At 31.6% G+C, this 23,386-nt stretch carries 56 protein-coding genes; 55 read left to right on the top strand and 1 reads right to left on the bottom strand.

Going from position 1 to position 23,386, the window contains the following annotated elements:
• Positions 1–16 precede the first annotated feature (16 nt).
• The 53 genes from WKH56_RS20400 (at position 17) to WKH56_RS20140 (ending at position 21,712) form a co-directional block, all read left to right on the top strand.
• Positions 17–439 (top strand): hypothetical protein, encoded by a 423-nt coding sequence (locus tag WKH56_RS20400; protein ID WP_342836440.1) that lies wholly within the window; start codon positions 17–19, stop codon positions 437–439.
• Positions 440–549: 110 nt separating this feature from the next.
• Complete coding sequence (locus tag WKH56_RS20395) at positions 550–717, top strand: hypothetical protein (protein ID WP_342836439.1); 168 nt, start codon at positions 550–552, stop codon at positions 715–717.
• A 149-nt stretch (positions 718–866) separates the two neighbouring features.
• Complete coding sequence (locus tag WKH56_RS20390; protein WP_310877072.1) at positions 867–1,097, top strand: hypothetical protein; 231 nt, start codon at positions 867–869, stop codon at positions 1,095–1,097.
• A gap of 107 nt (positions 1,098–1,204) precedes the next feature.
• Positions 1,205–2,371, top strand: coding sequence for an AimR family lysis-lysogeny pheromone receptor (locus tag WKH56_RS20385; protein WP_342836436.1), 1,167 nt, complete (start codon positions 1,205–1,207; stop codon positions 2,369–2,371).
• 716 nt (positions 2,372–3,087) lie between these two features.
• Positions 3,088–3,249, top strand: a complete 162-nt coding sequence (locus tag WKH56_RS20380) for a hypothetical protein (protein WP_342836434.1) — start codon at positions 3,088–3,090, stop codon at positions 3,247–3,249.
• A 432-nt stretch (positions 3,250–3,681) separates the two neighbouring features.
• On the top strand, positions 3,682–3,813 hold the full coding sequence (locus WKH56_RS20375; RefSeq protein ID WP_342836432.1) for a hypothetical protein: 132 nt from the start codon (positions 3,682–3,684) through the stop codon (positions 3,811–3,813).
• A gap of 49 nt (positions 3,814–3,862) precedes the next feature.
• A complete protein-coding gene (locus WKH56_RS20370) occupies positions 3,863–4,378 on the top strand; it encodes a ribonuclease H family protein (protein WP_342836430.1) in 516 nt (171 codons plus the stop codon).
• A 69-nt stretch (positions 4,379–4,447) separates the two neighbouring features.
• On the top strand, positions 4,448–4,648 hold the full coding sequence (locus WKH56_RS20365; RefSeq protein WP_342836428.1) for a hypothetical protein: 201 nt from the start codon (positions 4,448–4,450) through the stop codon (positions 4,646–4,648).
• 16 nt (positions 4,649–4,664) lie between these two features.
• On the top strand, positions 4,665–5,120 hold the full coding sequence (locus WKH56_RS20360; RefSeq protein WP_342836426.1) for a hypothetical protein: 456 nt from the start codon (positions 4,665–4,667) through the stop codon (positions 5,118–5,120).
• Between the two features lie 45 nt (positions 5,121–5,165).
• The gene (locus WKH56_RS20355; protein ID WP_342836424.1) at positions 5,166–5,369 is read left to right on the top strand and encodes a hypothetical protein; all 204 of its coding nucleotides are present in this window, start codon (positions 5,166–5,168) and stop codon (positions 5,367–5,369) included.
• A gap of 44 nt (positions 5,370–5,413) precedes the next feature.
• Positions 5,414–5,680, top strand: a complete 267-nt coding sequence (locus WKH56_RS20350; protein ID WP_342836422.1) for a hypothetical protein — start codon at positions 5,414–5,416, stop codon at positions 5,678–5,680.
• Positions 5,681–5,691: 11 nt separating this feature from the next.
• Positions 5,692–5,916, top strand: a complete 225-nt coding sequence (locus WKH56_RS20345; protein ID WP_342836421.1) for a hypothetical protein — start codon at positions 5,692–5,694, stop codon at positions 5,914–5,916.
• 160 nt (positions 5,917–6,076) lie between these two features.
• Entirely contained in the window at positions 6,077–6,364 is a 288-nt protein-coding gene (locus tag WKH56_RS20340; protein ID WP_342836420.1) for a hypothetical protein, read from the top strand.
• Positions 6,365–6,481: 117 nt separating this feature from the next.
• Positions 6,482–6,643, top strand: a complete 162-nt coding sequence (locus tag WKH56_RS20335; protein WP_342836419.1) for a hypothetical protein — start codon at positions 6,482–6,484, stop codon at positions 6,641–6,643.
• On the top strand, positions 6,643–6,936 hold the full coding sequence (locus WKH56_RS20330; protein ID WP_342836418.1) for a helix-turn-helix domain-containing protein: 294 nt from the start codon (positions 6,643–6,645) through the stop codon (positions 6,934–6,936). Before WKH56_RS20335 ends, WKH56_RS20330 begins: the two co-directional genes overlap by 1 nt.
• A gap of 73 nt (positions 6,937–7,009) precedes the next feature.
• A complete protein-coding gene (locus WKH56_RS20325) occupies positions 7,010–7,270 on the top strand; it encodes a hypothetical protein (RefSeq protein WP_342836416.1) in 261 nt (86 codons plus the stop codon).
• Positions 7,270–7,647, top strand: a complete 378-nt coding sequence (locus tag WKH56_RS20320) for a hypothetical protein (RefSeq protein ID WP_342836415.1) — start codon at positions 7,270–7,272, stop codon at positions 7,645–7,647. The genes WKH56_RS20325 and WKH56_RS20320 overlap by 1 nt, the downstream gene beginning before the upstream one ends.
• A gap of 27 nt (positions 7,648–7,674) precedes the next feature.
• Positions 7,675–8,046: a hypothetical protein gene (locus WKH56_RS20315; RefSeq protein ID WP_342836414.1), complete on the top strand. Its 372-nt coding sequence runs from the start codon at positions 7,675–7,677 to the stop codon at positions 8,044–8,046.
• Between the two features lie 39 nt (positions 8,047–8,085).
• Entirely contained in the window at positions 8,086–8,244 is a 159-nt protein-coding gene (locus tag WKH56_RS20310; protein ID WP_342836413.1) for a hypothetical protein, read from the top strand.
• Positions 8,245–8,268: 24 nt separating this feature from the next.
• Positions 8,269–8,475 (top strand): hypothetical protein, encoded by a 207-nt coding sequence (locus WKH56_RS20305; RefSeq protein WP_342836411.1) that lies wholly within the window; start codon positions 8,269–8,271, stop codon positions 8,473–8,475.
• Between the two features lie 61 nt (positions 8,476–8,536).
• A complete protein-coding gene (locus tag WKH56_RS20300) occupies positions 8,537–9,502 on the top strand; it encodes a DUF4062 domain-containing protein (RefSeq protein WP_342836410.1) in 966 nt (321 codons plus the stop codon).
• Between the two features lie 44 nt (positions 9,503–9,546).
• The gene (locus tag WKH56_RS20295) at positions 9,547–9,744 is read left to right on the top strand and encodes a hypothetical protein (protein ID WP_342836409.1); all 198 of its coding nucleotides are present in this window, start codon (positions 9,547–9,549) and stop codon (positions 9,742–9,744) included.
• Positions 9,745–9,813: 69 nt separating this feature from the next.
• Positions 9,814–10,167, top strand: a complete 354-nt coding sequence (locus WKH56_RS20290; RefSeq protein ID WP_342836407.1) for a hypothetical protein — start codon at positions 9,814–9,816, stop codon at positions 10,165–10,167.
• Positions 10,168–10,282: 115 nt separating this feature from the next.
• Positions 10,283–10,552 (top strand): hypothetical protein, encoded by a 270-nt coding sequence (locus tag WKH56_RS20285; RefSeq protein WP_342836406.1) that lies wholly within the window; start codon positions 10,283–10,285, stop codon positions 10,550–10,552.
• Positions 10,549–10,986, top strand: a complete 438-nt coding sequence (locus WKH56_RS20280) for a hypothetical protein (RefSeq protein ID WP_342836405.1) — start codon at positions 10,549–10,551, stop codon at positions 10,984–10,986. The genes WKH56_RS20285 and WKH56_RS20280 overlap by 4 nt, the downstream gene beginning before the upstream one ends.
• A gap of 90 nt (positions 10,987–11,076) precedes the next feature.
• On the top strand, positions 11,077–11,226 hold the full coding sequence (locus WKH56_RS20275; protein ID WP_342836404.1) for a hypothetical protein: 150 nt from the start codon (positions 11,077–11,079) through the stop codon (positions 11,224–11,226).
• 1 nt (position 11,227) lies between these two features.
• Positions 11,228–11,365 (top strand): hypothetical protein, encoded by a 138-nt coding sequence (locus tag WKH56_RS20270; protein ID WP_342836403.1) that lies wholly within the window; start codon positions 11,228–11,230, stop codon positions 11,363–11,365.
• A 24-nt stretch (positions 11,366–11,389) separates the two neighbouring features.
• Complete coding sequence (locus WKH56_RS20265; RefSeq protein WP_342836402.1) at positions 11,390–11,632, top strand: hypothetical protein; 243 nt, start codon at positions 11,390–11,392, stop codon at positions 11,630–11,632.
• A gap of 35 nt (positions 11,633–11,667) precedes the next feature.
• On the top strand, positions 11,668–12,306 hold the full coding sequence (locus WKH56_RS20260; RefSeq protein WP_342836401.1) for an HNH endonuclease: 639 nt from the start codon (positions 11,668–11,670) through the stop codon (positions 12,304–12,306).
• 32 nt (positions 12,307–12,338) lie between these two features.
• Positions 12,339–12,620, top strand: a complete 282-nt coding sequence (locus WKH56_RS20255) for a hypothetical protein (RefSeq protein WP_342836400.1) — start codon at positions 12,339–12,341, stop codon at positions 12,618–12,620.
• 1 nt (position 12,621) lies between these two features.
• On the top strand, positions 12,622–12,780 hold the full coding sequence (locus WKH56_RS20250) for a hypothetical protein (protein ID WP_342836399.1): 159 nt from the start codon (positions 12,622–12,624) through the stop codon (positions 12,778–12,780).
• Positions 12,780–12,992, top strand: coding sequence for a hypothetical protein (locus WKH56_RS20245; protein WP_342836398.1), 213 nt, complete (start codon positions 12,780–12,782; stop codon positions 12,990–12,992). The genes WKH56_RS20250 and WKH56_RS20245 overlap by 1 nt, the downstream gene beginning before the upstream one ends.
• Before the next feature lie 3 nt (positions 12,993–12,995).
• Complete coding sequence (locus tag WKH56_RS20240) at positions 12,996–13,337, top strand: hypothetical protein (RefSeq protein ID WP_342836396.1); 342 nt, start codon at positions 12,996–12,998, stop codon at positions 13,335–13,337.
• Positions 13,338–13,859: an SLOG family protein gene (locus WKH56_RS20235; RefSeq protein ID WP_342836394.1), complete on the top strand. Its 522-nt coding sequence runs from the start codon at positions 13,338–13,340 to the stop codon at positions 13,857–13,859.
• Positions 13,856–14,047 (top strand): hypothetical protein, encoded by a 192-nt coding sequence (locus WKH56_RS20230; RefSeq protein ID WP_342836393.1) that lies wholly within the window; start codon positions 13,856–13,858, stop codon positions 14,045–14,047. The genes WKH56_RS20235 and WKH56_RS20230 overlap by 4 nt, the downstream gene beginning before the upstream one ends.
• 2 nt (positions 14,048–14,049) lie before the next feature.
• Positions 14,050–14,352, top strand: coding sequence for a hypothetical protein (locus tag WKH56_RS20225; RefSeq protein ID WP_342836392.1), 303 nt, complete (start codon positions 14,050–14,052; stop codon positions 14,350–14,352).
• A 3-nt stretch (positions 14,353–14,355) separates the two neighbouring features.
• Positions 14,356–14,730, top strand: coding sequence for a hypothetical protein (locus WKH56_RS20220; RefSeq protein ID WP_342836390.1), 375 nt, complete (start codon positions 14,356–14,358; stop codon positions 14,728–14,730).
• 38 nt (positions 14,731–14,768) lie between these two features.
• Entirely contained in the window at positions 14,769–15,032 is a 264-nt protein-coding gene (locus tag WKH56_RS20215; RefSeq protein WP_342836389.1) for a hypothetical protein, read from the top strand.
• Complete coding sequence (locus WKH56_RS20210) at positions 15,019–15,165, top strand: hypothetical protein (protein ID WP_342836388.1); 147 nt, start codon at positions 15,019–15,021, stop codon at positions 15,163–15,165. Before WKH56_RS20215 ends, WKH56_RS20210 begins: the two co-directional genes overlap by 14 nt.
• Before the next feature lie 17 nt (positions 15,166–15,182).
• On the top strand, positions 15,183–15,413 hold the full coding sequence (locus WKH56_RS20205) for a hypothetical protein (protein WP_342836386.1): 231 nt from the start codon (positions 15,183–15,185) through the stop codon (positions 15,411–15,413).
• Positions 15,410–15,625, top strand: coding sequence for a hypothetical protein (locus WKH56_RS20200; RefSeq protein WP_342836385.1), 216 nt, complete (start codon positions 15,410–15,412; stop codon positions 15,623–15,625). The genes WKH56_RS20205 and WKH56_RS20200 overlap by 4 nt, the downstream gene beginning before the upstream one ends.
• Before the next feature lie 102 nt (positions 15,626–15,727).
• Positions 15,728–16,504, top strand: a complete 777-nt coding sequence (locus tag WKH56_RS20195; protein ID WP_342836384.1) for a DNA-methyltransferase — start codon at positions 15,728–15,730, stop codon at positions 16,502–16,504.
• A gap of 66 nt (positions 16,505–16,570) precedes the next feature.
• Positions 16,571–16,972, top strand: coding sequence for a hypothetical protein (locus tag WKH56_RS20190; RefSeq protein WP_342836383.1), 402 nt, complete (start codon positions 16,571–16,573; stop codon positions 16,970–16,972).
• Between the two features lie 31 nt (positions 16,973–17,003).
• A complete protein-coding gene (locus WKH56_RS20185) occupies positions 17,004–17,183 on the top strand; it encodes a hypothetical protein (protein WP_342836382.1) in 180 nt (59 codons plus the stop codon).
• A 36-nt stretch (positions 17,184–17,219) separates the two neighbouring features.
• Positions 17,220–17,435 (top strand): hypothetical protein, encoded by a 216-nt coding sequence (locus WKH56_RS20180; protein WP_342836380.1) that lies wholly within the window; start codon positions 17,220–17,222, stop codon positions 17,433–17,435.
• A gap of 17 nt (positions 17,436–17,452) precedes the next feature.
• Positions 17,453–17,641 carry a hypothetical protein gene (locus WKH56_RS20175; protein ID WP_342836379.1) on the top strand — a complete coding sequence of 63 codons (189 nt, stop codon included), beginning with the start codon at positions 17,453–17,455 and terminating at the stop codon, positions 17,639–17,641.
• The gene (locus WKH56_RS20170; RefSeq protein ID WP_342836378.1) at positions 17,631–17,831 is read left to right on the top strand and encodes a hypothetical protein; all 201 of its coding nucleotides are present in this window, start codon (positions 17,631–17,633) and stop codon (positions 17,829–17,831) included. Before WKH56_RS20175 ends, WKH56_RS20170 begins: the two co-directional genes overlap by 11 nt.
• A 13-nt stretch (positions 17,832–17,844) precedes the next feature.
• A complete protein-coding gene (locus WKH56_RS20165; protein ID WP_342836377.1) occupies positions 17,845–18,063 on the top strand; it encodes a DUF3797 domain-containing protein in 219 nt (72 codons plus the stop codon).
• A gap of 44 nt (positions 18,064–18,107) precedes the next feature.
• The gene (locus WKH56_RS20160; protein WP_342836375.1) at positions 18,108–18,665 is read left to right on the top strand and encodes a hypothetical protein; all 558 of its coding nucleotides are present in this window, start codon (positions 18,108–18,110) and stop codon (positions 18,663–18,665) included.
• Positions 18,666–18,667: 2 nt separating this feature from the next.
• On the top strand, positions 18,668–19,783 hold the full coding sequence (locus tag WKH56_RS20155) for a hypothetical protein (RefSeq protein WP_342836373.1): 1,116 nt from the start codon (positions 18,668–18,670) through the stop codon (positions 19,781–19,783).
• Positions 19,784–19,801: 18 nt separating this feature from the next.
• A complete protein-coding gene (locus WKH56_RS20150) occupies positions 19,802–19,978 on the top strand; it encodes a hypothetical protein (protein ID WP_342836371.1) in 177 nt (58 codons plus the stop codon).
• Positions 19,979–19,989: 11 nt separating this feature from the next.
• The gene (locus tag WKH56_RS20145; protein WP_342836369.1) at positions 19,990–20,295 is read left to right on the top strand and encodes a hypothetical protein; all 306 of its coding nucleotides are present in this window, start codon (positions 19,990–19,992) and stop codon (positions 20,293–20,295) included.
• Positions 20,296–20,794: 499 nt separating this feature from the next.
• Positions 20,795–21,712: a hypothetical protein gene (locus WKH56_RS20140; RefSeq protein WP_342836367.1), complete on the top strand. Its 918-nt coding sequence runs from the start codon at positions 20,795–20,797 to the stop codon at positions 21,710–21,712.
• 41 nt (positions 21,713–21,753) lie between these two features.
• Here the strand turns inward: WKH56_RS20140 and WKH56_RS20135 are convergent, their stop codons facing one another.
• Positions 21,754–21,969, bottom strand: a complete 216-nt coding sequence (locus tag WKH56_RS20135; RefSeq protein ID WP_342836693.1) for an AbrB/MazE/SpoVT family DNA-binding domain-containing protein — start codon at positions 21,967–21,969, stop codon at positions 21,754–21,756.
• Between the two features lie 192 nt (positions 21,970–22,161).
• On the opposite strand from WKH56_RS20135, the gene WKH56_RS20130 reads away from it, so the two are divergent.
• On the top strand, positions 22,162–22,347 hold the full coding sequence (locus WKH56_RS20130) for a hypothetical protein (RefSeq protein WP_342836365.1): 186 nt from the start codon (positions 22,162–22,164) through the stop codon (positions 22,345–22,347).
• Between the two features lie 14 nt (positions 22,348–22,361).
• Entirely contained in the window at positions 22,362–23,378 is a 1,017-nt protein-coding gene (locus WKH56_RS20125; protein ID WP_342836364.1) for a tyrosine-type recombinase/integrase, read from the top strand.
• The last annotated feature ends 8 nt before the right edge of the window (positions 23,379–23,386 follow it).

The following is a 23,386-nucleotide window of genomic DNA, read 5'->3' as shown; positions in this document are numbered from 1 at the left end:
AAGAGGAGGTTTATGCATGTTTAATGCAACTGTATATAAAACAATCATAATTGCGTTTTTAACTTTATCCGTATTCTTCGGTGTCATCGGAGCATATAAGTTATGGGTGTATGAATCAGCTCCTACAAGTGATTATGAAGAGGATGATTACTATTCAGATGATGAGGATGAGGACGTAACACCTCAGAATGTTTACGTTGGGGCTGATGCTTATAATTTTATTATTAACTCAACTAAAGCAGCGGCTTATTTCGTGGTCGCAGGATTCTTAGCATTGTTTGCTGTAGGATTAGAGGTTATTAAGCAATTGAGAATAAGTAATGGATTGTTAGTTATAGATGATAAAGGTAAGTATATAGATACATTGAAAAAGCGAAGAGAGGTTAACTATCAGCCATTTACACCTGAACATGATAAGAATGACAATGCGACCAGTTAATACTGGTTGTTTTTTTTTATTTAAATTAAAAAATTAATAATAAATTAGTAAACCACCCAAGCATAGGCGCATATCATAAAGTATACCAAGAAGGAAGGGAACGATGTTAAATGTTCGATGCTAAATTAATCAAAGAGATTATGGATCAGTTTACTTATGAGGAAACAATTGAGGTTTTCAGTCAAGTTAAAGTTAATAAAGAACAAAAAGAGATTATTCCACTACTTGAATTGATTTTATTTACAAAAGAACCCGTATTAGAAAAGGTTAAATCGTAATTCCGTCCTACTTTTGGACGGTTTTCTTTTTAATAATAAATAAATTATAATTTTAGTAATAAAAGAGTTGCATTCTAATATAATGTAGTGTAAGATGAAAGTAAGTTAAGGAATTAAGAAATTAATTAACTTGATGGAGGTCATACATAATGAATAGTTTATTAGAAAGTACAATTGAAGAAGAATTGGATTTTGATCTTACATATGAAGAAGCTGTAAAGATTTTTGTTAATGAGATTGCAATAGTGATGGATGATGAGCAACTTGAAACATTTAAACGTTATGATGTACAGAAATTTGAACTAGACGAAATGTTAGAGACAGTAGTTAGGAAAGCATCGATCAGAACAGAAATGAAATTAGCAGCTCAAGAAAATTAAATTAAAAAATTATAAAAATAGTATAGACAACATTAGAAAATGATGGTAAGATAAGATTATAGAAAAACACACCAAGATAAGTCAGCTAATTGGAGGGAGGAAACAAAGTGGTTAAATTAAAGCAAATGATGAAAAATAAGTTTGACGATGATAAGGGACTTCCAGTAAGAGCAGCTAACAATATTAAGGGGATCAAAACACCTCAGCAAATTTACAAGTTTGTAAGTGGTGAAACTAAAGAAATAGACAGTTTAAATTCTTTAGTGGAATTGGTGGAATTGACTTTTCCAAGGGATCATGAGGAAATTCTTGTTGATTACTGCAATGATCTTGAGCCTAACAATCAATTAATAAGGGATGCATTAGAGTACGCTTCTCTTTACGAAAAAGAAGAAATGCTTAAGAATTTAATTAGCAGAATTTCAACTTCTACGAATGCAAAAGGGAAAGAATGGTACAGTGTCTACACATTGAGTCTTGTGGCAGATAAGATGGAATTAGAAACACTTGAAGAAAAGGTAGATGAGCTAAAGATTAAGAGTGATGAAATGGAGTTTATGGCAAGCTTATTACTTTTAAAAGCTTACATTAAAGAAACTGAATTCAAGCCTGCTAAGAGAGAACTGAAGACACTTACAAGACACTTTGAAAATATCAAGGGTGGATACATCAAAGACAGTTACGAAAAAAGATTAAATGCAGTTAAAGTATCATTAGCGTTAAGACAAGGGGATTATAAGAAAACTGAAAAGTTAGGAAAAGAAGCACTTTTGACTGAAAATAGATGCCCACTTGATATCTTTGTATTAATGAATATGGGTAATGGGTATATCATGTATGACTATGAAGTTGCAATGAGTTATTTTAATGAAGCAACTAAACTAGCTAACTACTTTAATGATAACGATAGACTTACACAGGTTAAAAACAGTATTGATTTCTGCAAAACGTATTGGAAAAAGAATTCTTACGATGGTCAAGAAATCAATGAAGGAGATTACAGTGACTACAACCAAGCGTTTTACTACATCTCTGTAGGTGAAAATGAAAAAGCTCAAATGTGTTTAGATTCATTTGAAGAGAGTAGAATGGACAATTTAGATAAAGCTTTCTACTACTTTTACAAAGGATTGTTAACAAACGAAAGAGAATACCACGTTAGATCAGCAACACATTTCAATTCATCTGGAGATAAACATTACAGAATGATGCCAGTGATTGAATTAGAGAAACTAGGAGAGTATGATTATATTATTGAATCTTTACTAGCATAACATCCTATGCCTGAAAGGAGGTGAGAATATGAAAAAACGTCTTTTAGTAGCAGTTATCGCTATCGTTGCTATTGTTGGAGTTGGCACTGCTTACCAAATGGAGCAAAATGTAGCAGAAACTTACATGGCTCAACCTGGTCGTGGATGATTATTTTTTGAAAGTTATTAATTAAATAGTTAAAAAATTATTGACAACGGGCAGGCACACATATATTATTATACATAGAGAGTCAACAAAATAATGGCACAGGAAAATTTCTGACACATGGCTTACGAGCTATGTGTCATTTGTATTTTAACGGAAATGTTCTTAAAAATTAAAAATGAAAAGTAAGAACATTTTAACTCCTCAGCTAGTAAAAGGATGGTTATGTATTAGATGAAGAAGGACTATACACTACAAAGGCTTCAGATGGCATATTTACCTCTAATGATTAAACTAGGAATTAAAATACAACAAGAAGATACATGCACCTATTGCTGGCGACACATCCATGATCCAAGATGCGAATGTGAGACAGAAGAAAACACACAAAATCACAGAGATAAAGATAATTTTTTAAAGGCAAACTAAATATTCTGCAACAAACCCCTCTACAGTAAGGTTTCTTTGAGTTGAAAAAAATTAAAAAATTATAACGAAAAGTATTGTATTCCTCTAAAGGTGGTGCTATAATGAGAGTAACTTAAAGAGAACCATATGAGGAGGAGTTACAATGATCGTTCAATTTAATGAGATGAGAAAGTTAAAGAATAAAGAAAGTTATGAAGAGTATAATGAAAGAATGCGTTTAGAAGCTGAGAAAGAATATAAAGAGAAGATTGCTGCTGATATGAGAAAAGGCTATATGTCTTTATTAAGCAAGATGGGTAATTAAAAACTTTCTGAATAGGATGGTGGTTAAATTGCTGGATTTGATGTGAGTACGAAGAAATTACTCATAATATTAATAGCAGAAGTATTGATGGACAGCACCGAATAACATACATAACTAAAACTTAATACTGATCTTATACATATTATAAAAACAATCGTACTCAGATTAAATTCTGCAAACAACATGAAGAAAGACACGAACCAGAATAGTAAAAGAATCGTGTCTTTCTTTTTAGATGTAGCATGGTATTTACAGCAAAATTCCTAACTAGTTGTTAAGGGAATTCCATTATACCACACATTTCAATGGAATAGAAATTTTATTTAAATTTAAGGAAAAAAGTGCTAGACAAATAAAAATGAATATTATAAAATAAAGTTAATAAATTATAAATATAAAATAATTTATAATAAATCAGAAGGAGGATAGATAATGTTTGTCATCAAGGCAGCCAAGATGGATAGGTATTATAGGCGAGGATTAATTACATATGATGAATACATAAGAGAAGCGAAAACATGTGCATTTGATAAGATTATGAGTTGGCTAGGAATTAAGATATAAGAGATGCTTACAAAGGAAGTTTGAAGCTATAAAAAGGAGGAGAGAGGATATGCTCAAGTACGTCAAAAAGATTGAGGAGTTAAATTTAGAAATTGAGGAGTTAATGGATAAAATAGAAGAATTAAAAAAAGAACGAGAAGAATTTGAGCTGAAAGAAAAATATAGTCACTATAAATTTGAAGCTTATGTCGATGGATCATTTGTTAAAAAGAAAGATAGAATTGCTGCTGGAATAGGAATAGTTATAAATAAAAATGGCGAAAGGTTTTATGAAGAAAAGAGAGTAGTTTCAGGTTGCAGGTACAGTCAACAAGTTGAAGAGTTAGCTATGGAATATCTTTTTAAAATAATGAAAGAAAAGAGAATTCCTAAAGGAATGACCAAAATATTCACTGATAACTCTAGCGTAGCTGCAAAATATCACAATCCAATTGCACTTCGTGAAGTTTACTGGATTAAACGAACATTAAATCAAGACGCAGACAGACTCTCAAACTCAGCAAGAAGACTTAGAGGCAACTTTAATAAAGACCCATTGATAGCGACAGAATTAATAAGTCTGTAAAAGTGGAATTTTATACAGAATTAGTGTTTCAGAAACGTTGATTTTATGGGCTTTTAAGGAGGTGATAAAATGCCAAATAGAAAAATAGTCAGCCTAGAAAGCTATAAATTAGAAAAAGAGGCATTAAACAATCTTAATACATATGAAAACTTAATTAACACATTTAAATTGATGTCAGAGGATCAAATGGAAGGATATATTAACTTTGCTGTAGATAAAGGAGAAAGTGAAGAGGAATTGAGAAGCTTCTTTAACAAGATTAGAGCTTAAATAGGAGGGGAGAAGAATGAAAAACGTAGATTACATTAAATTAGATTATGACAAACTTTTAGATGAGTGGGCTGAAATTTTGTTTAAAGACGCTGAAGAATATGAAAAGAAACGAGATCAAGCCTCAACAGATAGCTATGCTTATGGTTATTTTGCAGGAAAACATGATGGAGTAATCCAAGCAATTGCTAAACTTTCGATTTTAGAAACAAGAAAAGCTAGAAAATACATAAAGGAAATAGTTAATAAGGAGGAACTTACTATGAAAAGTAAACATGGAATTACTCAATATCGACTAAGTTTCGTAAGACGTTATGCACAAGAAATTTCAGAAGAAGTTGCTAAAATTGAAATGGTTTACCACCTATCAGAGCAAAGCTTAATTGATGAAAAAGTAGCAGAAAATTATATCTCTGGTTATATTAGGTCTTTAGAAGAAAAGTCAAAATATTTCAAAGGCTACATTAGGTAACGTGGGGATGTACGTTAACAAATTAAAGGATGAGGAGTAATTACAATGAATAAATACATTGTCTGGATAGATGTCCATGGGAATGTGAAGGAGCCAGAGGTTACACGTTTTAATTATGGCATTGGAGATATGATTACTGTTAGTAGTTCTGAAGTTTATAAATGTGTGGATGTAGAAACAGAACTTAAGACAGATATTGTTTATTACCACTTTAAACAAGGAAAAAGAATGTACGTTTTTGATTATTAAAATTTATTTAATTAGAGGAGGAGATTGAAATAGAGGAGAAAACTTTGTATACAGAAGATGAAATACAGGCGTTAAAAAAAGAGATAATGAGTAATATAAGAGACACAGAAAACGAAATGGATCAACTAAATAAAGATTTAGAGGTAATAAGAAACGAAAAAATATTCATGGCGGTATGCAATGAGATATTAGACCTTAAATCCACGTTAGGAAAATATAAGATGCAATTAGGATTGATTAATAGCGGATATAGGGGATATACTATGGATTTCCTTACAGATAAACCTATACACCAATGGAAAGATAAATAAGGAGGGGTAAAATGGCTAAAGCGTATAAGGTTGAAATTTACATTGTAGATTCAGAAGAAGATATTCAAGATTTGGATCAACTGAAAACAGAGCTTAAAAAGTTTGGTAGTAGACTATGGGTAGATTTACAGATAGCAAAAATTGCAGAATCAGATAAATTTGAATGGGACGAAAATCTAAGAATTAATCAAAGAGACGCTGACATTGAGGATTATAAGGCATATTTTAAGGAGTGACTTAATTGGATAATAAGTGCTCACACGACAACACAAAGAAAGAATCATACCCTACAAGATTCTACACTGTAACATCAATAATGACAGTAACAAAGTGCATGGATTGTGGTGAGATAATTAAAGAGGAAGAGAGCAGATTGAAATAAAGGAGATGACTAAGATGAATGAAAAGGAATTAATTATTAAAGCAAGAAATATAGTATCCTTAATTACTTCTTATTCAAAAGACAGTGCATGGGCAAAAGAGTATCGCATAATATATGATATATTCCAAGCAAGCGCAAATGAGTTAAACGAGACATTGGGAGAAAACAAATTTAGTTGGGAAGAAGAAATGAAGAAAGACACTCTTACTATGATTAACTCAGAAGGTGAAACTAAAACATGCTTGAGAAACAGCTTTGCTTACTATTCATACATTGAACAAGGATTTGAGGAGGTTAAGTAAATTATGCTCAAGATTCCTTGGGACACATTCGGAATGATATTATTTGTAGCAGTGTTTATAATGTTTGGAGTATGTGGTTTGATATTGATAAACCTATAGTTAAAAGGGAGTGATTAAATGGATTTACATAAGAATAGAGCTTGGATAATTGATAAGGATAAGAGTAGAGAATTTATTGAGTTGTTCGAAGCCCATAAGAATGATGAGAAACGTAAAAGATTTTTAGAAGAATGCAAAGAAATATATAGAAAAATGGTCGATGAAAAGGAGGAAGCGTAATGGCTAATTTCATGAAAATAGGTAAGGACTTTTTAAAGAATAACAGTCCAGAAATGTATGAAACTTTACTCAACAGTATTGAAGCGAGATTTGGTCATCTTGCTTTTGCAAAGAGAATGCAGACTAATTTTTCTCAACAGGGTTTAGCAGACGAGGCTGGAGTTACGTTTGAGACAATTACTAGAATTGAAGGTGGAAATAGTTCTGTGACGATGTCTGATTATCAAAAAGTGTTTAAGGTTTTAAAGATTACCAATGAGGAATTGGCTGAAGTTTTGACTGAAGAAATTTAAATGAAAGAATGATTTTATGCAAATTTTAGCTTTCAAGAATGTCGATTTAACGGTCTTTTCGGGAGGTGTAAAAATGCCGTTTTACATATTGAAAAACTTGAATAATGGCAACAAGTACATTTGTCGTACTAAATATAAGAAAGAAAAATTACTTGATATTTTTCATAATGGTACAAAACCTTTAGGTGGAAGCCATATGACAATTGATCGGTCATATATCACTACACCTAGAACTGGCTATGGATGGGAAATTGTTGAGTGGATGAGATACCTACCTAGAGAGATATATCATGGAAAAAAGACTTATAAAGAATGGCAAAGGGAGGTTCAATAATGAAAAATGATTTATTTGAAAGATTAGGAATAGGAGCACTAGGAATTGGAGTAGTTGGTGGTTTTGTCACAGTCTGTAATAATGACTTGACTAGCCAAATTAATAACCCTCTGTTTGTTTTGACACCAGTTATATTCGCAGCAATGTGTTTAGGAATTAGCTTTGTTAAACAGATTAAGAAAAATGCTGAACATGATTTAGAGTTTCGTATTAAAGCTTTTGTAGTGGATCAAGTTTATAAGAATGAACAAGACAATAATCTCAGCATGGAAGACCGTGAAAAGGAAATGCAAAGATTAATAAATTACATAGAAACAACTAATATGAAAAATAAAGAAAGCACAATTGACTTCATTAAAAAGGCTTACGTTTCATAAAAATAAGACTGTATAAGGAGTGTTAATATGATAGCGAATATGAAGAAGATTGACTCACAAGAAATAAAGGACTATAAGATTCTGTACGAAATGTTTGGAGACATGGAGTATAAAGATAAAGCAGATAAATTAATTAAATCGGTAAGCACAGCAATCAGAAATCAAATTAAAGACGACATTAAATTTTTGATGATTTCCAATACATTAGAAGATAACAATACAAGATACAGCACTGTGATTAAAGTTGAAGATATTGAAAAGACGGTCAGTAAGACAGTCTCTTTGTTAAATAGTCTAGGTGAAATTGAATATATTCTTGACTATGATGAATATTTAGAAATTAAAATCAAAGACAGCTATTTACTGTGTATGTTTGACTACACAGAAGGAGTAATTTAACATAAAAGATTTGTTTTATACGAATAGGAGGAGATAGACATGTATTATGTTGAGGAATCACGTAAGGGCTACGCAATTTATTTCAAAGACCGTTTTGGCAGAGAGTATATTTCCGATGCTCTGACATTAAAGCAGGCTAATAAGTGGTGTAAGAGATTGAATGAAGCATTTAACAAGGGGTATGCAAGCGATTATTAATTTTAGAGTAATGGAGGAGAGATTATGTTTACAAATGAAAAAAGAGACATAGAACTATTAATCAATCACAGGTATCACAACGCAGGACACGTAGGATTTATTGAGGAAGTTTTTTCTAAAGACGAAGCATCTGTTGATCTAAATTACTATCAGGAAGACAAACCTAACATACATCGTATACATATAAGAAGCCAAGATGAAGGTATAGTATGGAAATTTCACAATTCATAATAAAGGTAACTGATTCTGTTTAAAACAACTACTTTATTTAGAATTAAAAGGAGGAGGAAAAATGAAAAAGAAATTGCAAGTTTTTATATCATCTACATATTTAGATTTACAAGAGGAAAGACAAGTGGCTGTTCAGTCAGTGCTTAATGCAGGACATATACCTGCTGGAATGGAGCTATTCAAATCTGGTGATCAATCGCAAAAAGAAACAATAAAGAAATGGATCGATGAGTCAGATGTTTACATGCTAATACTCGGAGGTAGGTATGGGTCAATTGAAAAAGAGAGTGGTAAGAGCTATACACACTGGGAATATGATTATGCGGGAGAATCAGGTAAACCAAGATTTTCTATAGTTATAAGTGATGATGCCCTTCAATTAAAAGTGAAAAAAGAAGGTCATGAAGTAATAGAAAAAGAAAACTATATGCTTTATCAAGGTTTTAAGAATGAGGTACTTAATAAAATATCTAAATTTTACAATGATATAAAAGATATTAAGTTAGTGGTTTATGAATCTCTAAAAGAGTATGAAGGCGACAAATCTGTGACTGGTTGGGTTTCTGGAAAAGAATTAATCAATTATCGAAACACAGATAAAGAAAATGCTAAACTGCTAAAAGAAAACATTAAGATTAAGGATGAAGTAAAAAGATTAAGAGAAATGATCGACAAAAAAGATTTAATTGGTGATTATTATTATGATGAGATTACAACCTACCTTCAGGATAAAACATATGTAAATAAAGACAACATACTTAGAATAGACGAGGATGAAGGGACATTGTTAGATATTCTAGTTAGCCATCAAAATGCTTTTGCATTGGGAATTGATAATAGGAAAGGCATGAGTGACGCTAAGCATTTTATTTACTATCAGGTTGTTCCATATTTAATGAGCATCGGCTTGATGGAATCTGTAAAACTAGCTTCCAATGTTCAGAGAGTTAAATTAACTAAGGCAGGTCACAAATATTTGGCGATACGCGAACTAAAAAAGATAAAAAGTAACTTTAAGATAAATTGATTCATTTATACAGTTTTAAAATTAAAATATATGGAGGAATGAAAATGTTTTTTGATAAAGAGTATATTACTGAGTATAATCACCGTGAAACGGTAGAATTAAATTATCTTATGGATAGAATTAAGCAAGCTGTTGAAGACAAATTATCGTACCAACCTGATTACCAATATACAACCGTTGTTCCAAAAGAAGATGCAGAAGAACTATTGCTCAATCTTTACAGTGCATTGAAAGATAAATAAAATAATGATTGCACAATCAAATAAATTAAAGTAAAATAATTATAACCAATATAAAAGGAGTTGTAAAAATTGAGATTTGTTGAGGAAGACAAAGTAAAATATCAAGACGGAAAGATGATGAGATATGGAACAGTAAAAGGTGTGGATCATGACATAATTGAAGGAGTTAAGCGTTATCGAGTAGAATTTACTTATTATACATATGCTGACAACAGAGATTTAAAGATTCAATCACGAGCAATGATTTATGTCAAAGAAGGATTACTAATGGAAGATAATACGCCTAAAGAGGAGAAGCAAGCAAAGTTAGATAGACTAGGGGTTTTACACCAGTTTCAACTAATGGCTGTACATACTAAGGATGAGAAGTGGTTTGAAGAGGTCGGCAAAGAGAGAAGAGAATTAGAATTGAGTCTTACATAATGAGGAGAGTTTAAATTGAATTATCTAATTGTAATATTAATAATGATCGCAGTACATTACTTTACAGTAGTTAAAGAAGAAAGTTAAACAATTATAATATATGGAGGAAAAAGAAATGGCAGCAAGAAATAATGCATGGACTAGTAAAGATAAAATTAGAATTGAAGGACGAGATAAATTAGCTTGTTATAAGAAAGTAAGAAAATACGAAGCTTTAGGATATGAGTGCATGTTCCCTATTCAAGAAGTACATAACTATGGAAGTAAATTTTCGATTAAGAACCATAACAATAATGCTAAGACATTTAGAAATCATTATAAAACAGAGTCATTTAAATTTATGACTGTAATGAAACGTGTTAAAGAAGTAGGTGAAGCTATTTGACAACAGCAGTAACACAAGATAAAGACTTCTTAGTAAAAATCCTAGTGGATAATCTAAAATGGTCGCATGGATCACTCAATAGCTTCAAATTAGAAGAGTTACAACAATTATACGAATACATACTTGATGGATATAAGATTTTTAAAGCTAAGTCTCATGAACAAAGTTTCACGATAAGTTTAACTATCCCAAAGAAAGTGTCAGATATGATGGGATTAGAATATGGTGATTTGTTTAGAGTTAAAGGTAATGCTGATAAGCGACAAGTTATCTTATATAAAGAAGAAAAAGGTAGATTAAAGTTAGGTGCTAATCGTAAAATCATCTTTCCAGTATTAGTAGCACAGAAGAAATTACTTAAAGGAAACGATGATACGATGATTTTAGTTAAGGATGCAAGGATTATCCTTAAGAGCTTTATATATATGCAATAACATAATAAATAAATTATAAAATATACACATAATGATGAGTTAATGGAAGTATATTCTAAATAAGAGATGTAAAAGGAGAGAATAGCTACTATGGGAATGCTTGAAGCAGCAGTTTCCGACTTAAAGAAACAAGGATATACAGAGGAAGAAATCACAAATGCGTTTATGACATTGATTAAAGATACACACAAGAAAGCTGTACCAGTTAAGAATATTGATGAATTATTTGAGGAGGAGTGATATGGATTGGAGTAGGCTATCTGATTTAATCAGTAAAAAGCAATATGGGAAACTATCTTCGGAGGAAGCATATGAATTTTTGAGTCTATTAGAAGAGGCTTTGCAGAGTCAAAAACAATGGTGCTCTGATTGGTGTTAAATTATTAAATGGGAGGGAATTATCATGAAATGCAACAATAAGCATTGCTATTGGAACAGTTTTGGACAATGTTGTCCAGAAAGCGGTGAATTGTATGAAAATGCTAAACCAAATTCTTTAGACTGCCCGTCTTCATTAAGATCAGATTTTCAAGAGGCATTATTAGATTTAGTAGATGAGTGCGGAGAAGAGTTACAAAAGAAATCAATGAAGGAACTAATTCAAATAAGAAAGTTTATGGAAAATCAAAATAATAAAACTACATAAATTATGGGTCGAACCAAAAAAGGAGCTGTGCCTATTTGAAGATTTGTAAAGTATGTAATATTGAAAAACCATTGAGCGAATTTTACTCACAAGAAAAGAAAAAAGCTAATGGTGAGAAATACATATATTTTCGTCCTGATTGTATAGAATGCACTATAGAAAGAGGAAGAATCAACCAATTGAAGAAAAGTGATTATTATAAAGAGTACAGGAAAAATTACTATAAAGTAAATAAGGAAGCGCAACGACTTAGAAAACGTAAGTGGAGAAGAGAAAGTAGAGGATACATACGTGAGTATCATAAGAACTATTACTCTGAGAACAAAGAAAAGTTCGCAAACTATAACAAAACTAGACAAAATAAGAATCACGAAATTTCAAATGAGCAATGGTCAATGTGTAAGGAATACTTCGGTGACTCATGTGCTTTCTGTGGGCTAACTGTAGAAGAACATAAAGAAAAACATAGTCAAGATTTACATAAAGAACATGTAGTTCATAACGGAGCTGATGATTTAAGTAATTGTATTCCAGCCTGCAAAGACTGCAACAGTAGAAAATGGGTTCACCCTCTTGAATATTACTACAATGAAGAGCACCATGAAGATTTCACCAAAGAGAGATTAGAGAAAATTTATCGATGGTTAGAGGAAGATTTTAAAAAGTATATTTAAATCAACAAATTAAATATAAGGAGGAGAAAAGAATGAAATCAAATGTATTAGATGTGTTTTATGAGAATTGGGATGGAACTATGGTTCTGAGTAATGTTGATCTTTATACAAATGAAGCAGACTTCTTAAGATATGCAAAACAATACCTAGCAGAAACAAGAGATTTTGATTTAGAAGTAACTGAGCCTGTAGAATTTATGAAAATTGTTGTTAATGAAGAAGGGAACTGGTGTTCAAAAGAAATTGCTGAATCAGAGGAATTTAAGGGTAAGGAAGTTTGGGCATATAAAACAGATATCAAGGAGGAAGAATAAAATGGTAGATAAGAAGTTGATGATTGATAAATTAGTAGAACAAGAATCAGTCCTATTCAATAGTAGAAATCCAGAAGATAAGAAAGCTGCTGATACATTGATGAAAGTAATCGCTGATCTTAAAAGTGGAAAATATGATTATAAGGTGTGGGAGGACTAATGTTAAATCGTAAGCCGTTTAAAGTTAAATTTCATGCTTATGGGGCTTATCGTGAAGGAGTATTCACAGCACATAATACAGAAGAAATCGTTGAATTGATTTGCCTCAAATATGGAGAGAAGAAGCATAATGTCTACATAATGGAGAAGGAAGAAATTAGCTTAAGGGAAGCAAATGTGATTTTAGTTAAGAAAGAAATGGGAGGAGAGTAACTGATGGATCAAGATAAAATGGATGCATTTAAGCATGAACTAAATAGAATGCGTGAGAACGATGAGATTCCTTCCTCAAAGATAAAAATTGAATTTAAACTAGACAGTCCTGAGTTTAAAGAGAGTATGGAAAAACTTAAGCAACTTCATGAAAAATTAGCTAAACAACCAATTGCTATTAAGGCTAATCAAGAATGGTTTGATGAGCAAGTAGTTAATGAAGTAATCATAGTTGATAAGAATTACAAAGGAATGAATAAACAATTGGCTTTATTTACAGGACTACCTTTTACAATTGACAATACTGTTGATACTTATAAATTTGTGTATCGTGAGGAGGAATAAATGAATAATATAGCCTGCTTTACAGGACATAGACCACAAAGTTTATTTGGCTTCAAACCTAACACAGAAGGAAATAAAAAGTTACTTTGGAAACTGAAATACATAATTGAGGATCATATTGAAAATAAAGGCGTAGATACATTTATTACAGGAATGGCACTAGGAATTGATATGTGGTCAGCTAGAATTGTATTTAAGGTAAAAGAAAAATATCCACATATTAAACTTATTGCAGCAGTTCCTTGTAAGAATCAACATAATAAATGGATTGAAGAAAGTAAAAAAGAATGGCAAATGATTATTGATAAATGTGATGAAGTTCATTACGTTACAAATGAAGAATATACAAGATGGTGTATGCAGAAGAGAAATGAGTGGATGGTAGACAACTCACAGTACGTGATAGCAGTGTGGAATGGTGGAAAAGGTGGCACAGGTAATTGCGTTGACTATGCCAAGAAATTGAATAAAGAAATTACATATTTGAATCCGAATGATATCAAGAAGGAGATGGAAAAGTGAATAATAAAGGATTAGGAGCAGGATATGGGAGATTGAAAAGTGAGAACTTGTCATTAAAGAAAACTATAGAGAATTTAAAGTTTGAAAATGCAATGCTTAAGAATCATAATAAACAGCTATTTAAACAAGTATATAACAATGAAGTTGATTTAAATGGAAGAGGTACTGTGACTGTAAGAAGAGGATGAAATTGAATCAAATCTTGGCTTTATTCAATTTTAAAATGATAAAAGGAGAGGTTAACGTGAGAAGTATTAAAGTTGATAAATATGAAATTATTGAGGATTTAAACAATGGAGTTTTCAAGGCTTTAAGACATGGGGAAGAATGGAGAGATTTAGTGGGAGATAAACTTATCCTAGCTTTATTTGATAAGTTGCAAACAGCAAATGGTCTATTGGAGGAAGCTCAGGATGTAATGAGTAATGTACATTGCTATGACACAGATACTTATCGTGATATCTCAAAACATCTTAGAGGAGAAGAGGATTGACATATGATTCGAACAACTGTACAGGTAATCAGGGCTTTCCATAAACATAAGGATGAATTCCCTACTCTTTTCAGTGATTTTGAAGCAGCAAAAAAGAAACTTGAAAAATTCAGAAAGGAAACAGGCTATAAACACCCACTGAAAAATGACTTAATTTCTGTATCTGATGAAGGAGAAAGAGAGTATCTTTCATTAGTTAAAAAGTATCTTAAGGTTACAAAATATCCTAGCAATAATCGTAAAGTAGTTGTTACTACTCACAGTGGAGGTAAACATGTCGGCTTTTATGAGGATGGATCGTGGTGGTACAGTACTTTGCATAATCCAAAGGTTGCTGAAAAAGGAATTGTGATTAAATGGGAGAAGAATTATTTCTAAAGAAAATTCTCATTTCATACAGAGTAGGATGTGAATAAATGAAAGATTGGAAACTAGATATCATTGGGATAAAAATCAGTGAACCAAAGGATCACATCGTTAATTTTTATATTGATGGGAGAATGCTGCATAGAGTGTTTGAACCAAGTTTTAAAAGGCACATATTTATTCCGATGAAAGGTGACTTGATAGAAATCTCAGACATTAAATACGAAGTCCTGAATCGTGAAATTGAATATTTACCAGATAGGATTATTGCAAGTGTGAATGTAAAAGGAGTTGCTGGAAATGAATTTGACTAAAGAAGAGTTAGAAAAACTAAATAATACAACTTTAGCAGAATTAGTAAATCAATTAGATGATGGGTTAATTCACATGGGAACTTTAGATGAAAATATGTTAGTGTTGGAATTTGTGAAAAATTATATGAGCTAATGGATAGAGGTGTGAATGTGAAGGTAAAGAAAACACTACACGAAATATACATGGAGATAACAGAATTAAGAAGAATGAGAGATCAAACAGGGAGTTTAGTGACGAGAGCTTTAATTGAAAAGAATGAAAAGAGTGTTAATCATTTTTCAGATGAGTATAAACATTTTGATGAGGTCTTAAAGTATTTGTCACAAATAGAAGTTGAATATGAAGATAAATATGAAACTGATGAGGAGGATGAAGATTGACTAGAAAATACATGCTATCAGAGTTAATTAAAGATGCTGTAGAAGTATTGAAAAAGAATGGCGACTTACCTTTAGTGGGGGATGCGCTTACCGAAAATCAATCTAATATCTTTGACATTAGTAGGGGATTAGATGTTTATGGTGATAAGTGTTTAATAACTTTAGAATTGAATCATTTAACTGTAAAAGAGATTAAAAATAAAATTAATTAAGAGTCTGTAAAATGCAGATTTTACATAAATATTAAAGCTCAGAAACGTTGATATAACAAGGTTTTCTGAATAAAATAAATTAATTATAAGGGAGATTTTTAAATGAAAGAATTATTAGGAGAATTAGAGTTAAATAGAATTTACCAGCGTGATTGTTTGGCAGATGACGGAATGAAATTAATTCCCGATAAATCAATCGATATGATTTTATGTGATTTACCTTATGGAACAACGAGATGTAAGTGGGATGAGATTATTCCTTTTGATCCATTGTGGAAACAGTATGAACGGGTTATCAAGGATAATGGAGCAATTGTTCTCACAGCCAGTCAGCCGTTTACTAGTGCTTTAATTATGAGTAACCCTAAGTTATTTAAGTATTGCTGGTATTGGGATAAAGTACGTGGAGTGGGACATTTAAATGCAAAGCGTCAACCTTTAAAATCAGTGGAAGACATTTGTGTTTTTTATAAAAAGCAATGCACATACAATCCACAGATGAGAGAAAGAGAAAAACCACGTAAAAGCTCAAATAAAAGCACTCAACAAGTGTATGGAAAGAGTCAAGATGTTTTCGTGGGTGAAACGCTAGACAAAAGATATCCAGTTACCTTACTTACATATTCAAAATCAGATCAAAAAGATTTTCGATTACATCCAACACAAAAGCCTGTCGAATTATTTGAGTATCTTATTAATACATATACCAATGAAGGTGACACAGTCTTAGATAATTGCATGGGATCAGGTACGACTGCTGTGGCGGCTACTAATTTAAATCGTAAGTGGATTGGATTCGAAACTGAAAGTGAATACATAGAGGTTACTAATAAGCGCTTAGAACAAATTGAATTACATACTGATTTGAGTAAGTTATAAACACATATCTCTTTAAAATAATAATTTTAAAGAGAAATAAATTAATAAAAGGAAGGGATGATTTTAATGGGGAAGACAAAACATATCTTACCTAAAGATGTTGATACAGCGATTATGTACTTTGTTAAAATGTATGAAATTAATCCTGAGAACTACTATAAAGAACTAATTGACTTTAAGAACCTAAGTGAAGTTAGTGGGTATGGTGATTGTTTATACAGTTACTATGTAAACAATCCAATTAAATATATTGCAGCACTGAAAGATGGATGGCAAGTAGAAACCCCAATTACTCAGCAAAAAGGACTATCCCTATTCTTAAAGGGAAAAGATGTTGTGGTTATACATAAGAAAACAGGAGCTAGATTTAATGTTAATAAGTCAGGAAAGCAGCCAGAAGGATTTAGCTTAGTCAATTTAGATGATTGGAAATGGTTTGTCAATACAGATCAAAAAGAAGATATTTAAAGTAAAACTAACTTTTTAAGGAGATGGTCAAATGAATGATTACAAGTTTCGGATTGATTTGGGGCAAGGAGATTTAATGGATGTGACTATTCGAAGAGAGGGAAAATTTACACTTGCAAATTTAATTGATGAAATGTCAAAAACGAATTGGGTTACTTTTGGAGATGCAACTGTTCAAAAAATCCATATTAAAAGAATTGTTATGCTATAAAATTCATACTTTATCTAAATTAAGGAGGGAAACAAATTGAAACTTTTCAATGTTATTTTTGATAATGGACTTCCTCATGAAGACAATAACAGATGGGCAAAGCTAATGGTTTTTAGAAATATTGAAGATGCAGAGTTAGAAACAGGTAAACTATGTAATGAGTATTTTGAGGATTATGAAGAACCTTCAGTTGAAATTGAAGAAATAAATGAGTTGGATGGATATGAAGTAGTATTAATAAAGAAAAGTTAAAGAGAGGAGAATTAAACATGGAAGATGAAAAAAGGTTGAGTTTGATAAAGGGTGGTATTGAATGGGGATTGGAGAATGGATTGAGTATGGACACTGTCCTTGAGACATTAAGCAATGACGATATTGTATGGCTGATAAGTCAAGCTGAAAAACTACAGTCAATTAAAATATCACTAAATAATGAAGGGGATGGCTATGGAAGTTAATTTGTTCTTTGATGGTAAGTGGACCAATGTGTTGAACAATGAAATAAGCGAAGAAAATAAAGAGATTGTCGAGAAGTTAGTAAATGGCACACCTTTAAATGTATTAACATTATTAGCTGTTTTAGATGGATTGGATGTAATTAACATCAATGAAGCTCTAGAAAAGTTTAAGCAAAAATCAAATCTATAAGGAGGAAATATTAATGAATGTAATGATTTATCTAACAATAGCACCGATGATTAATGACTGCCCCAACTGTGGAAACAGTTTGGTTGGAAATGGTGAGGGGACGCTAAAAATAGATGATGATATTGTAGAGCGTACTTGTAAATGTGGATTCGACTTTACTTATGATGTAACTAAAGGAACAAGTAAAAAGCAGATTAAAGAAGCTATTAAGGAAGCTTTAGACAGTCTGTAAAATACAAATTGTATACAAATAAATTATAAAAAGGAGATAAATACATGAAAAATAAAATATTAATTAGTCTTTTAGTAATCGTTGTTGTAGGGGTGATTGTAGCAGTTTCTTTAGCAGGGTTAGTTTGGAGTCAACGTGGAGAAGCAGTCACCTTAGAGACTCAAATTGAAGCACAACTTAAATCAAATGAAAGTAACTATGATGCAATGTGGAAACGATTCACAGAAATGACTCAAGTTACTGATCTTCAAGCGGAACAAATGAAAGATACATATACTGACTTAATTTCAGGTAGATACGAAGACAGCGATTTGCTATTCAAAATGGTTCAAGAGCAGAATCCTCAGTTAAATGGTGAAGTATATACAAAATTACAAAATGAAATCTCTGCTGGACGCATTGAATTTGATCGAAACCAAAAGAAAATCTTAGATATGATTGCAGAATATAATCGCTTAGTTCAACATCGTGGAATTATCATGGCAGCTATTACTCAACGTAAACCAATGAATTCAGACAGTTTCATTGTTACATCAGATAAATCAGAGAAAGCATTTGAGGAAGGTAAGGATGACACAATTGATTTAAAAGGGGATAAATAATAATGGGAGATTGGTTGATTCCTTTAACAGTGTTATTAGTTGGTCTGTTAGTTTGGGAAATCATCTCAAAAGGAAGGAGGTGGGTGTTCAGCTTAATAATTTTCTTCTCAGTGTGTGTTTTGTTTACAATAAACATTGCAACAGATGTAGCTATTCAAACTATGGATACCGAGGTTTGGTCAGGTGAAATTGTCGATTGGAAGCATGATGAAGAGTGGGATGAGTGGCATCCACCCGTAACAACGTGTACATCTGACTCAAAAGGAAATCAATCATGTACAACTACGCCTGGGTATTGGGAGCACCATTATGCAGAAAATTATATAAAAACTAGCGATAATGGTTGGATATATGTAAATAAGCTCCCTGATGGAAGAAAAATGGACGATAGCTATCCAAATAAAACTGAGGAGCTTAAAAAGTATTGGAAGAAGGGAACACCGACAGCATCCACACATCTGTATTCAAATAAAGTTCAAGCTAGTTATTCAATATTTAAACATGAAGATATTGACTTGGAGGACTTTAAGGATTTACCTGACTACCCTGATAACATAGAAAGCAAACTGTACATAAAAAGAATAGTTGGTAATGTTCCGAATAAAAAAGAATCAATCAAAACATTAGACAATTGGAATACAAAATTAAATAAGATGATTCCTGATCCTGATAATAAAGATAAGATGAAGTCATGGAAGCAAGTTAATATTATCTTTGTAAACGTAGGAGAAAACAAACCTCAAGAATATGGATTTGCTTTACAAGATAAATGGGAAGGTGGTAATAAGAACGATTTTGTAGTCAGTTTTAGCATGAATAAAAACGGCAAAATTAATTGGGTATATCCTTTTTCATGGTCAGAAGTAGAGATACTAAAGTTAGAAGTTAAGGACTATATGATGGGACTGGATAATGTTAAAGACTTTAAGCCTATTGTAAATCATGTGTCAAAACAAGTTGAAGAAAAGTATGTAAGAAAAGAGTTTAAAGATTTTAACTATCTTCATGTTGATTTGAGCACTGTCGGTACGTTCTTCTTGTGGTTCTTTGTTGTAATAGGATTAGTTGTAAGAGGATTCAAGAGAGATTCTTGGGGAGATATTAAATACGGATTATAAAAAGGGAGTGAAAGATAAATGCATATTGAATCACTGAAACACTACGAAGAAATGATTGTTGAATATGAAAAAGGTGAATCAGAAACTCATCGTCAATTCATGCTGAATAGTGGATGGACTATCACAAAAATTGATACAGAATCACCATTCAAAGGAGATAAGACTACATATACATATCGTAAAGAAATTAAATAGGAGTTGGTATTGTGCTCTATAGATTTAATAAGAAAGAGGATGATAAAATGGTTAGATACTTTGAGAACAATATGAATCCTGAAAGGCGTATCAGGCTGATGTATGAAGAGATCATTAAGTCTGAAAGAATGAATGCTCTAAAGCTATACAACGTTAAATGTTGGGTATATAAACGACCATATGTAAAGGTAATCGCTGCTACGAGTGAGCAAAATGTAAGAGACTTATTAGCTAAAGAGCCAGTGGAAATTGAAGATATTGTAGAAGTAGATATTAAAACGGCACAACAGATTCATGAATACATATTAGAAGATTAAATAATTATAAACAAAAAAGAGACACTTGAGGATGATGTGAAGTGTCTCTTTTTGTACTGCTTTTTTGCATTCTTAGTATGCTCATTATTACATTGCATATTCATTTGAAGAAATTTTTCTATAAATTGTGGTTTTTATTCAGATTTATTTGGAACAATTTGAAACTTTTTGTAAAAATTTTAGAATTAAGAAGGAGATATTTGACAAATGGTGAATATGTTACTGGTGACTTTTTCCTAACTATTTCAATATTTTTCTATATTAATCAGGAATGATAGTCATATCGTCTAGTTATAACTAATAAAATAGTTGGAGATTATTGAAAGATTTCAAAAAATAAAACAATTAACAAACGTTGTTATATCAAGGTTTATGGAAACTTTGTACAAATTTTTCTAAATATTTTCAAAAAAGTAGTTGTAATTGTGGGAACAATGTTATAACATTACATTTGTAGGAAACATTCCTAACAAAACTAGTTAATAGGGGGAAATTAAAAATGGCAATTTGGAGTTCTAAGATCGTAGCAGGTGTATTAGCAGGAAGTTTCACAATCGGTGGAGCAGGTCTTTTATGGGCTGGTGGCGGAAGCATTGATGGAGCAAAACAAACTTTAAGTGACCTAGCAAGTAAAGTAACAAATTACGAATCAAACGAAAACTCTTTATTAAGTAAACTTGCTTCATTGAAAAAGAATGCTGACTCTGCAATTGCTCAAGCTAACGGAGTAATCTCTGAAAAGAACGGATCAATCGCAAACTTAAATGCTGAAAATGATACATTGACAAGTGAAAAAGGAAAATTAGAACTTTCTAAAGCTGACCTTGAGTCTAAAAATGCTGATTTGCAAAAAGGAGTAGATAAATTATCTTCTGACCTCGCTGCAACAAATGAATCTTTAAAATCTACCAAGGCAGAACTTGAAGAAGCTAAAGCTGAAATCATTGCTAAACAAGGTGAGCTAGATAACAAAGGTGGAGAATTAACTGCACTTAAAGCTGAATTAGATGACAAGATTAAAGCACTCACTAAGGCTCAAGAAGATATCAATGGATTAACTACACAAGTCAAAAATCTAGTTGCTAAAAATGATGCTTTAACTACTGAGAACAACGCTTTAGTTAATGCTAATAATAAATTACAAAGTGACAAAGAAGCTCTTCAAAATGAAAACAAGAAGTTGAAAGATGATATTTCTTGGGGAGTTAATAAAGCACACGAAGTTGATAAGAATGTAAAAGCAGTAGAAGGTGAAATCACTAAAGCTAATGAAGCTGCTGCTGATTTAAAAGTTAAAACTGATGAAGTTAAAGGTCAAACTGATGATTCTAAACCTTTGACACAAGAAGAAATTGATGCAGTAGGAACTGATGTAACACCTGTAGTCGATGAAGCAGCAGTACCAGCAGGTCAATAAGAAAGACGACTCGCCAAAGTCGCCCTTCTAAAATTTCATAATTATTTCTCTCGCTCTCGTAGAGCTTTCTCTACAGCATCCTTTACGGCTTTCTGAAACTCCTCAGATTCGTATAAGGGTGCTTCTTTTTTTGTAATGATGAATTGTTTGTTGTTAGGATGTAAGCAAAGATCAAGCTCTTCTCCTTCATTAAGTCCCATATCTTTAAGTACAGTTGCTGGTAATATAATCCCTAATGAATTTCCTACTTTTCTTATTTTAATATCAATAAATAAGCACCTCCATGAATGTTATAACAACATTATAACATATTTCTTTTTCTTAATAAAATACTGTTGACTTTTGATTGAATTGAGGGTAAAATAAAGTTAACAAATTAATAATATAAAGAATAGAAAAGAAACCAAAAGAGTATAATGAGTATATAACCAAATAAGGGGATACGAAACATGACCACTATTTCTTACAATGAAAAGAGGTATCAAGACTTCTATGGGAAAGCAGTTGGGGAAACAAACTATTCTAATCATACATATTTAACAGGGAATACACTACATAGGCAAGAAGAAGACTTTAAAAAAGAATACACTAAAGCATGGATAAAGTATTTAACGAATTCAATTAATAAAAATTAAGGAGAGTGGTTAATATGATGGCAAATGTAATCAGATTGGAAAATGAGGTAACTGAAGTTTACAGTCATATTGAGAAATATCTTAGATCATTAACATCTGGAACAAGAGCTGCATATACCACAGGAATTACACAGTTTTTTAAATTAAATAGAAGAAAAGAGATTAACGAATTAACTAATGTAGATGTTCAAGTTACATTAAGAGACTTTGATGAATTTATTTTCTTCCTTTTAGAACATGAAGAGAATTCACCAGCTACGGCTAATAAGAAATTAAGTGGAGTAAAGAAGTTAATCGGCTATCTGTATGAAAGAGATGTAGTAGGAGTACAAAGTGATAAAGCTATTAGAGCAACTAAGCAATTAAAAACTACTTCTGAGGGATATGATTCATTAACACATGATGAAGTCCTTAAAATGGCTGAATTGGCTACTACAAAGAAAAGCGGAAGAGTGAAGGAATTATTGATAAAGTTAGCATTTGATACTTGCTTACGTAAGTCAGAATTGTTAATGTTAACATGGGATCACTTCATTGATATTGAAGGAGAGGACGAAATCAAGTTTAAAGATATCGGTAAAGGTGGAAAGAAGTTTAAGAAATCAATCTCTAGAGAGTTCTATAATGAATTATTAGAATTGAAAACTGGAGAGAGTGAAATGGTATTTAATATTACTAAGAATCACTTTCAAGAATCAATGAAAGAGTTAATTGAAGAATTAAATATTCACTCAAGTAGAAGGATTGTATTTCACTCAATTCGTAAAGCTGGAGCTAAATACCATTATATTCAATCAGGAAAAGATATTAGATATGTTCAATCTATTTTAAATCACGCTGATCCAAAGACTACGGCAATATATTTAGAAGTAGATGATTATGGAGCATTAGGAGCTATCAGCACAAAGGGTAAGGTTGACCTTAACGCAATAAATGAAGCAAGTCACGAAGACCTACTCAAAGCTATAGAGAGCATGGATTCAAGCTTCAAGGTACTATTAGCCAACAAAATCCGCCAAATTAATAATTAATAAATTAC

It is taken from the genome of Priestia sp. SB1, assembly GCF_038898415.1.
The sequence above is the reverse complement of the archived record's forward strand: the minus strand, read 5'-3'. Positions and strand labels throughout refer to the sequence as shown.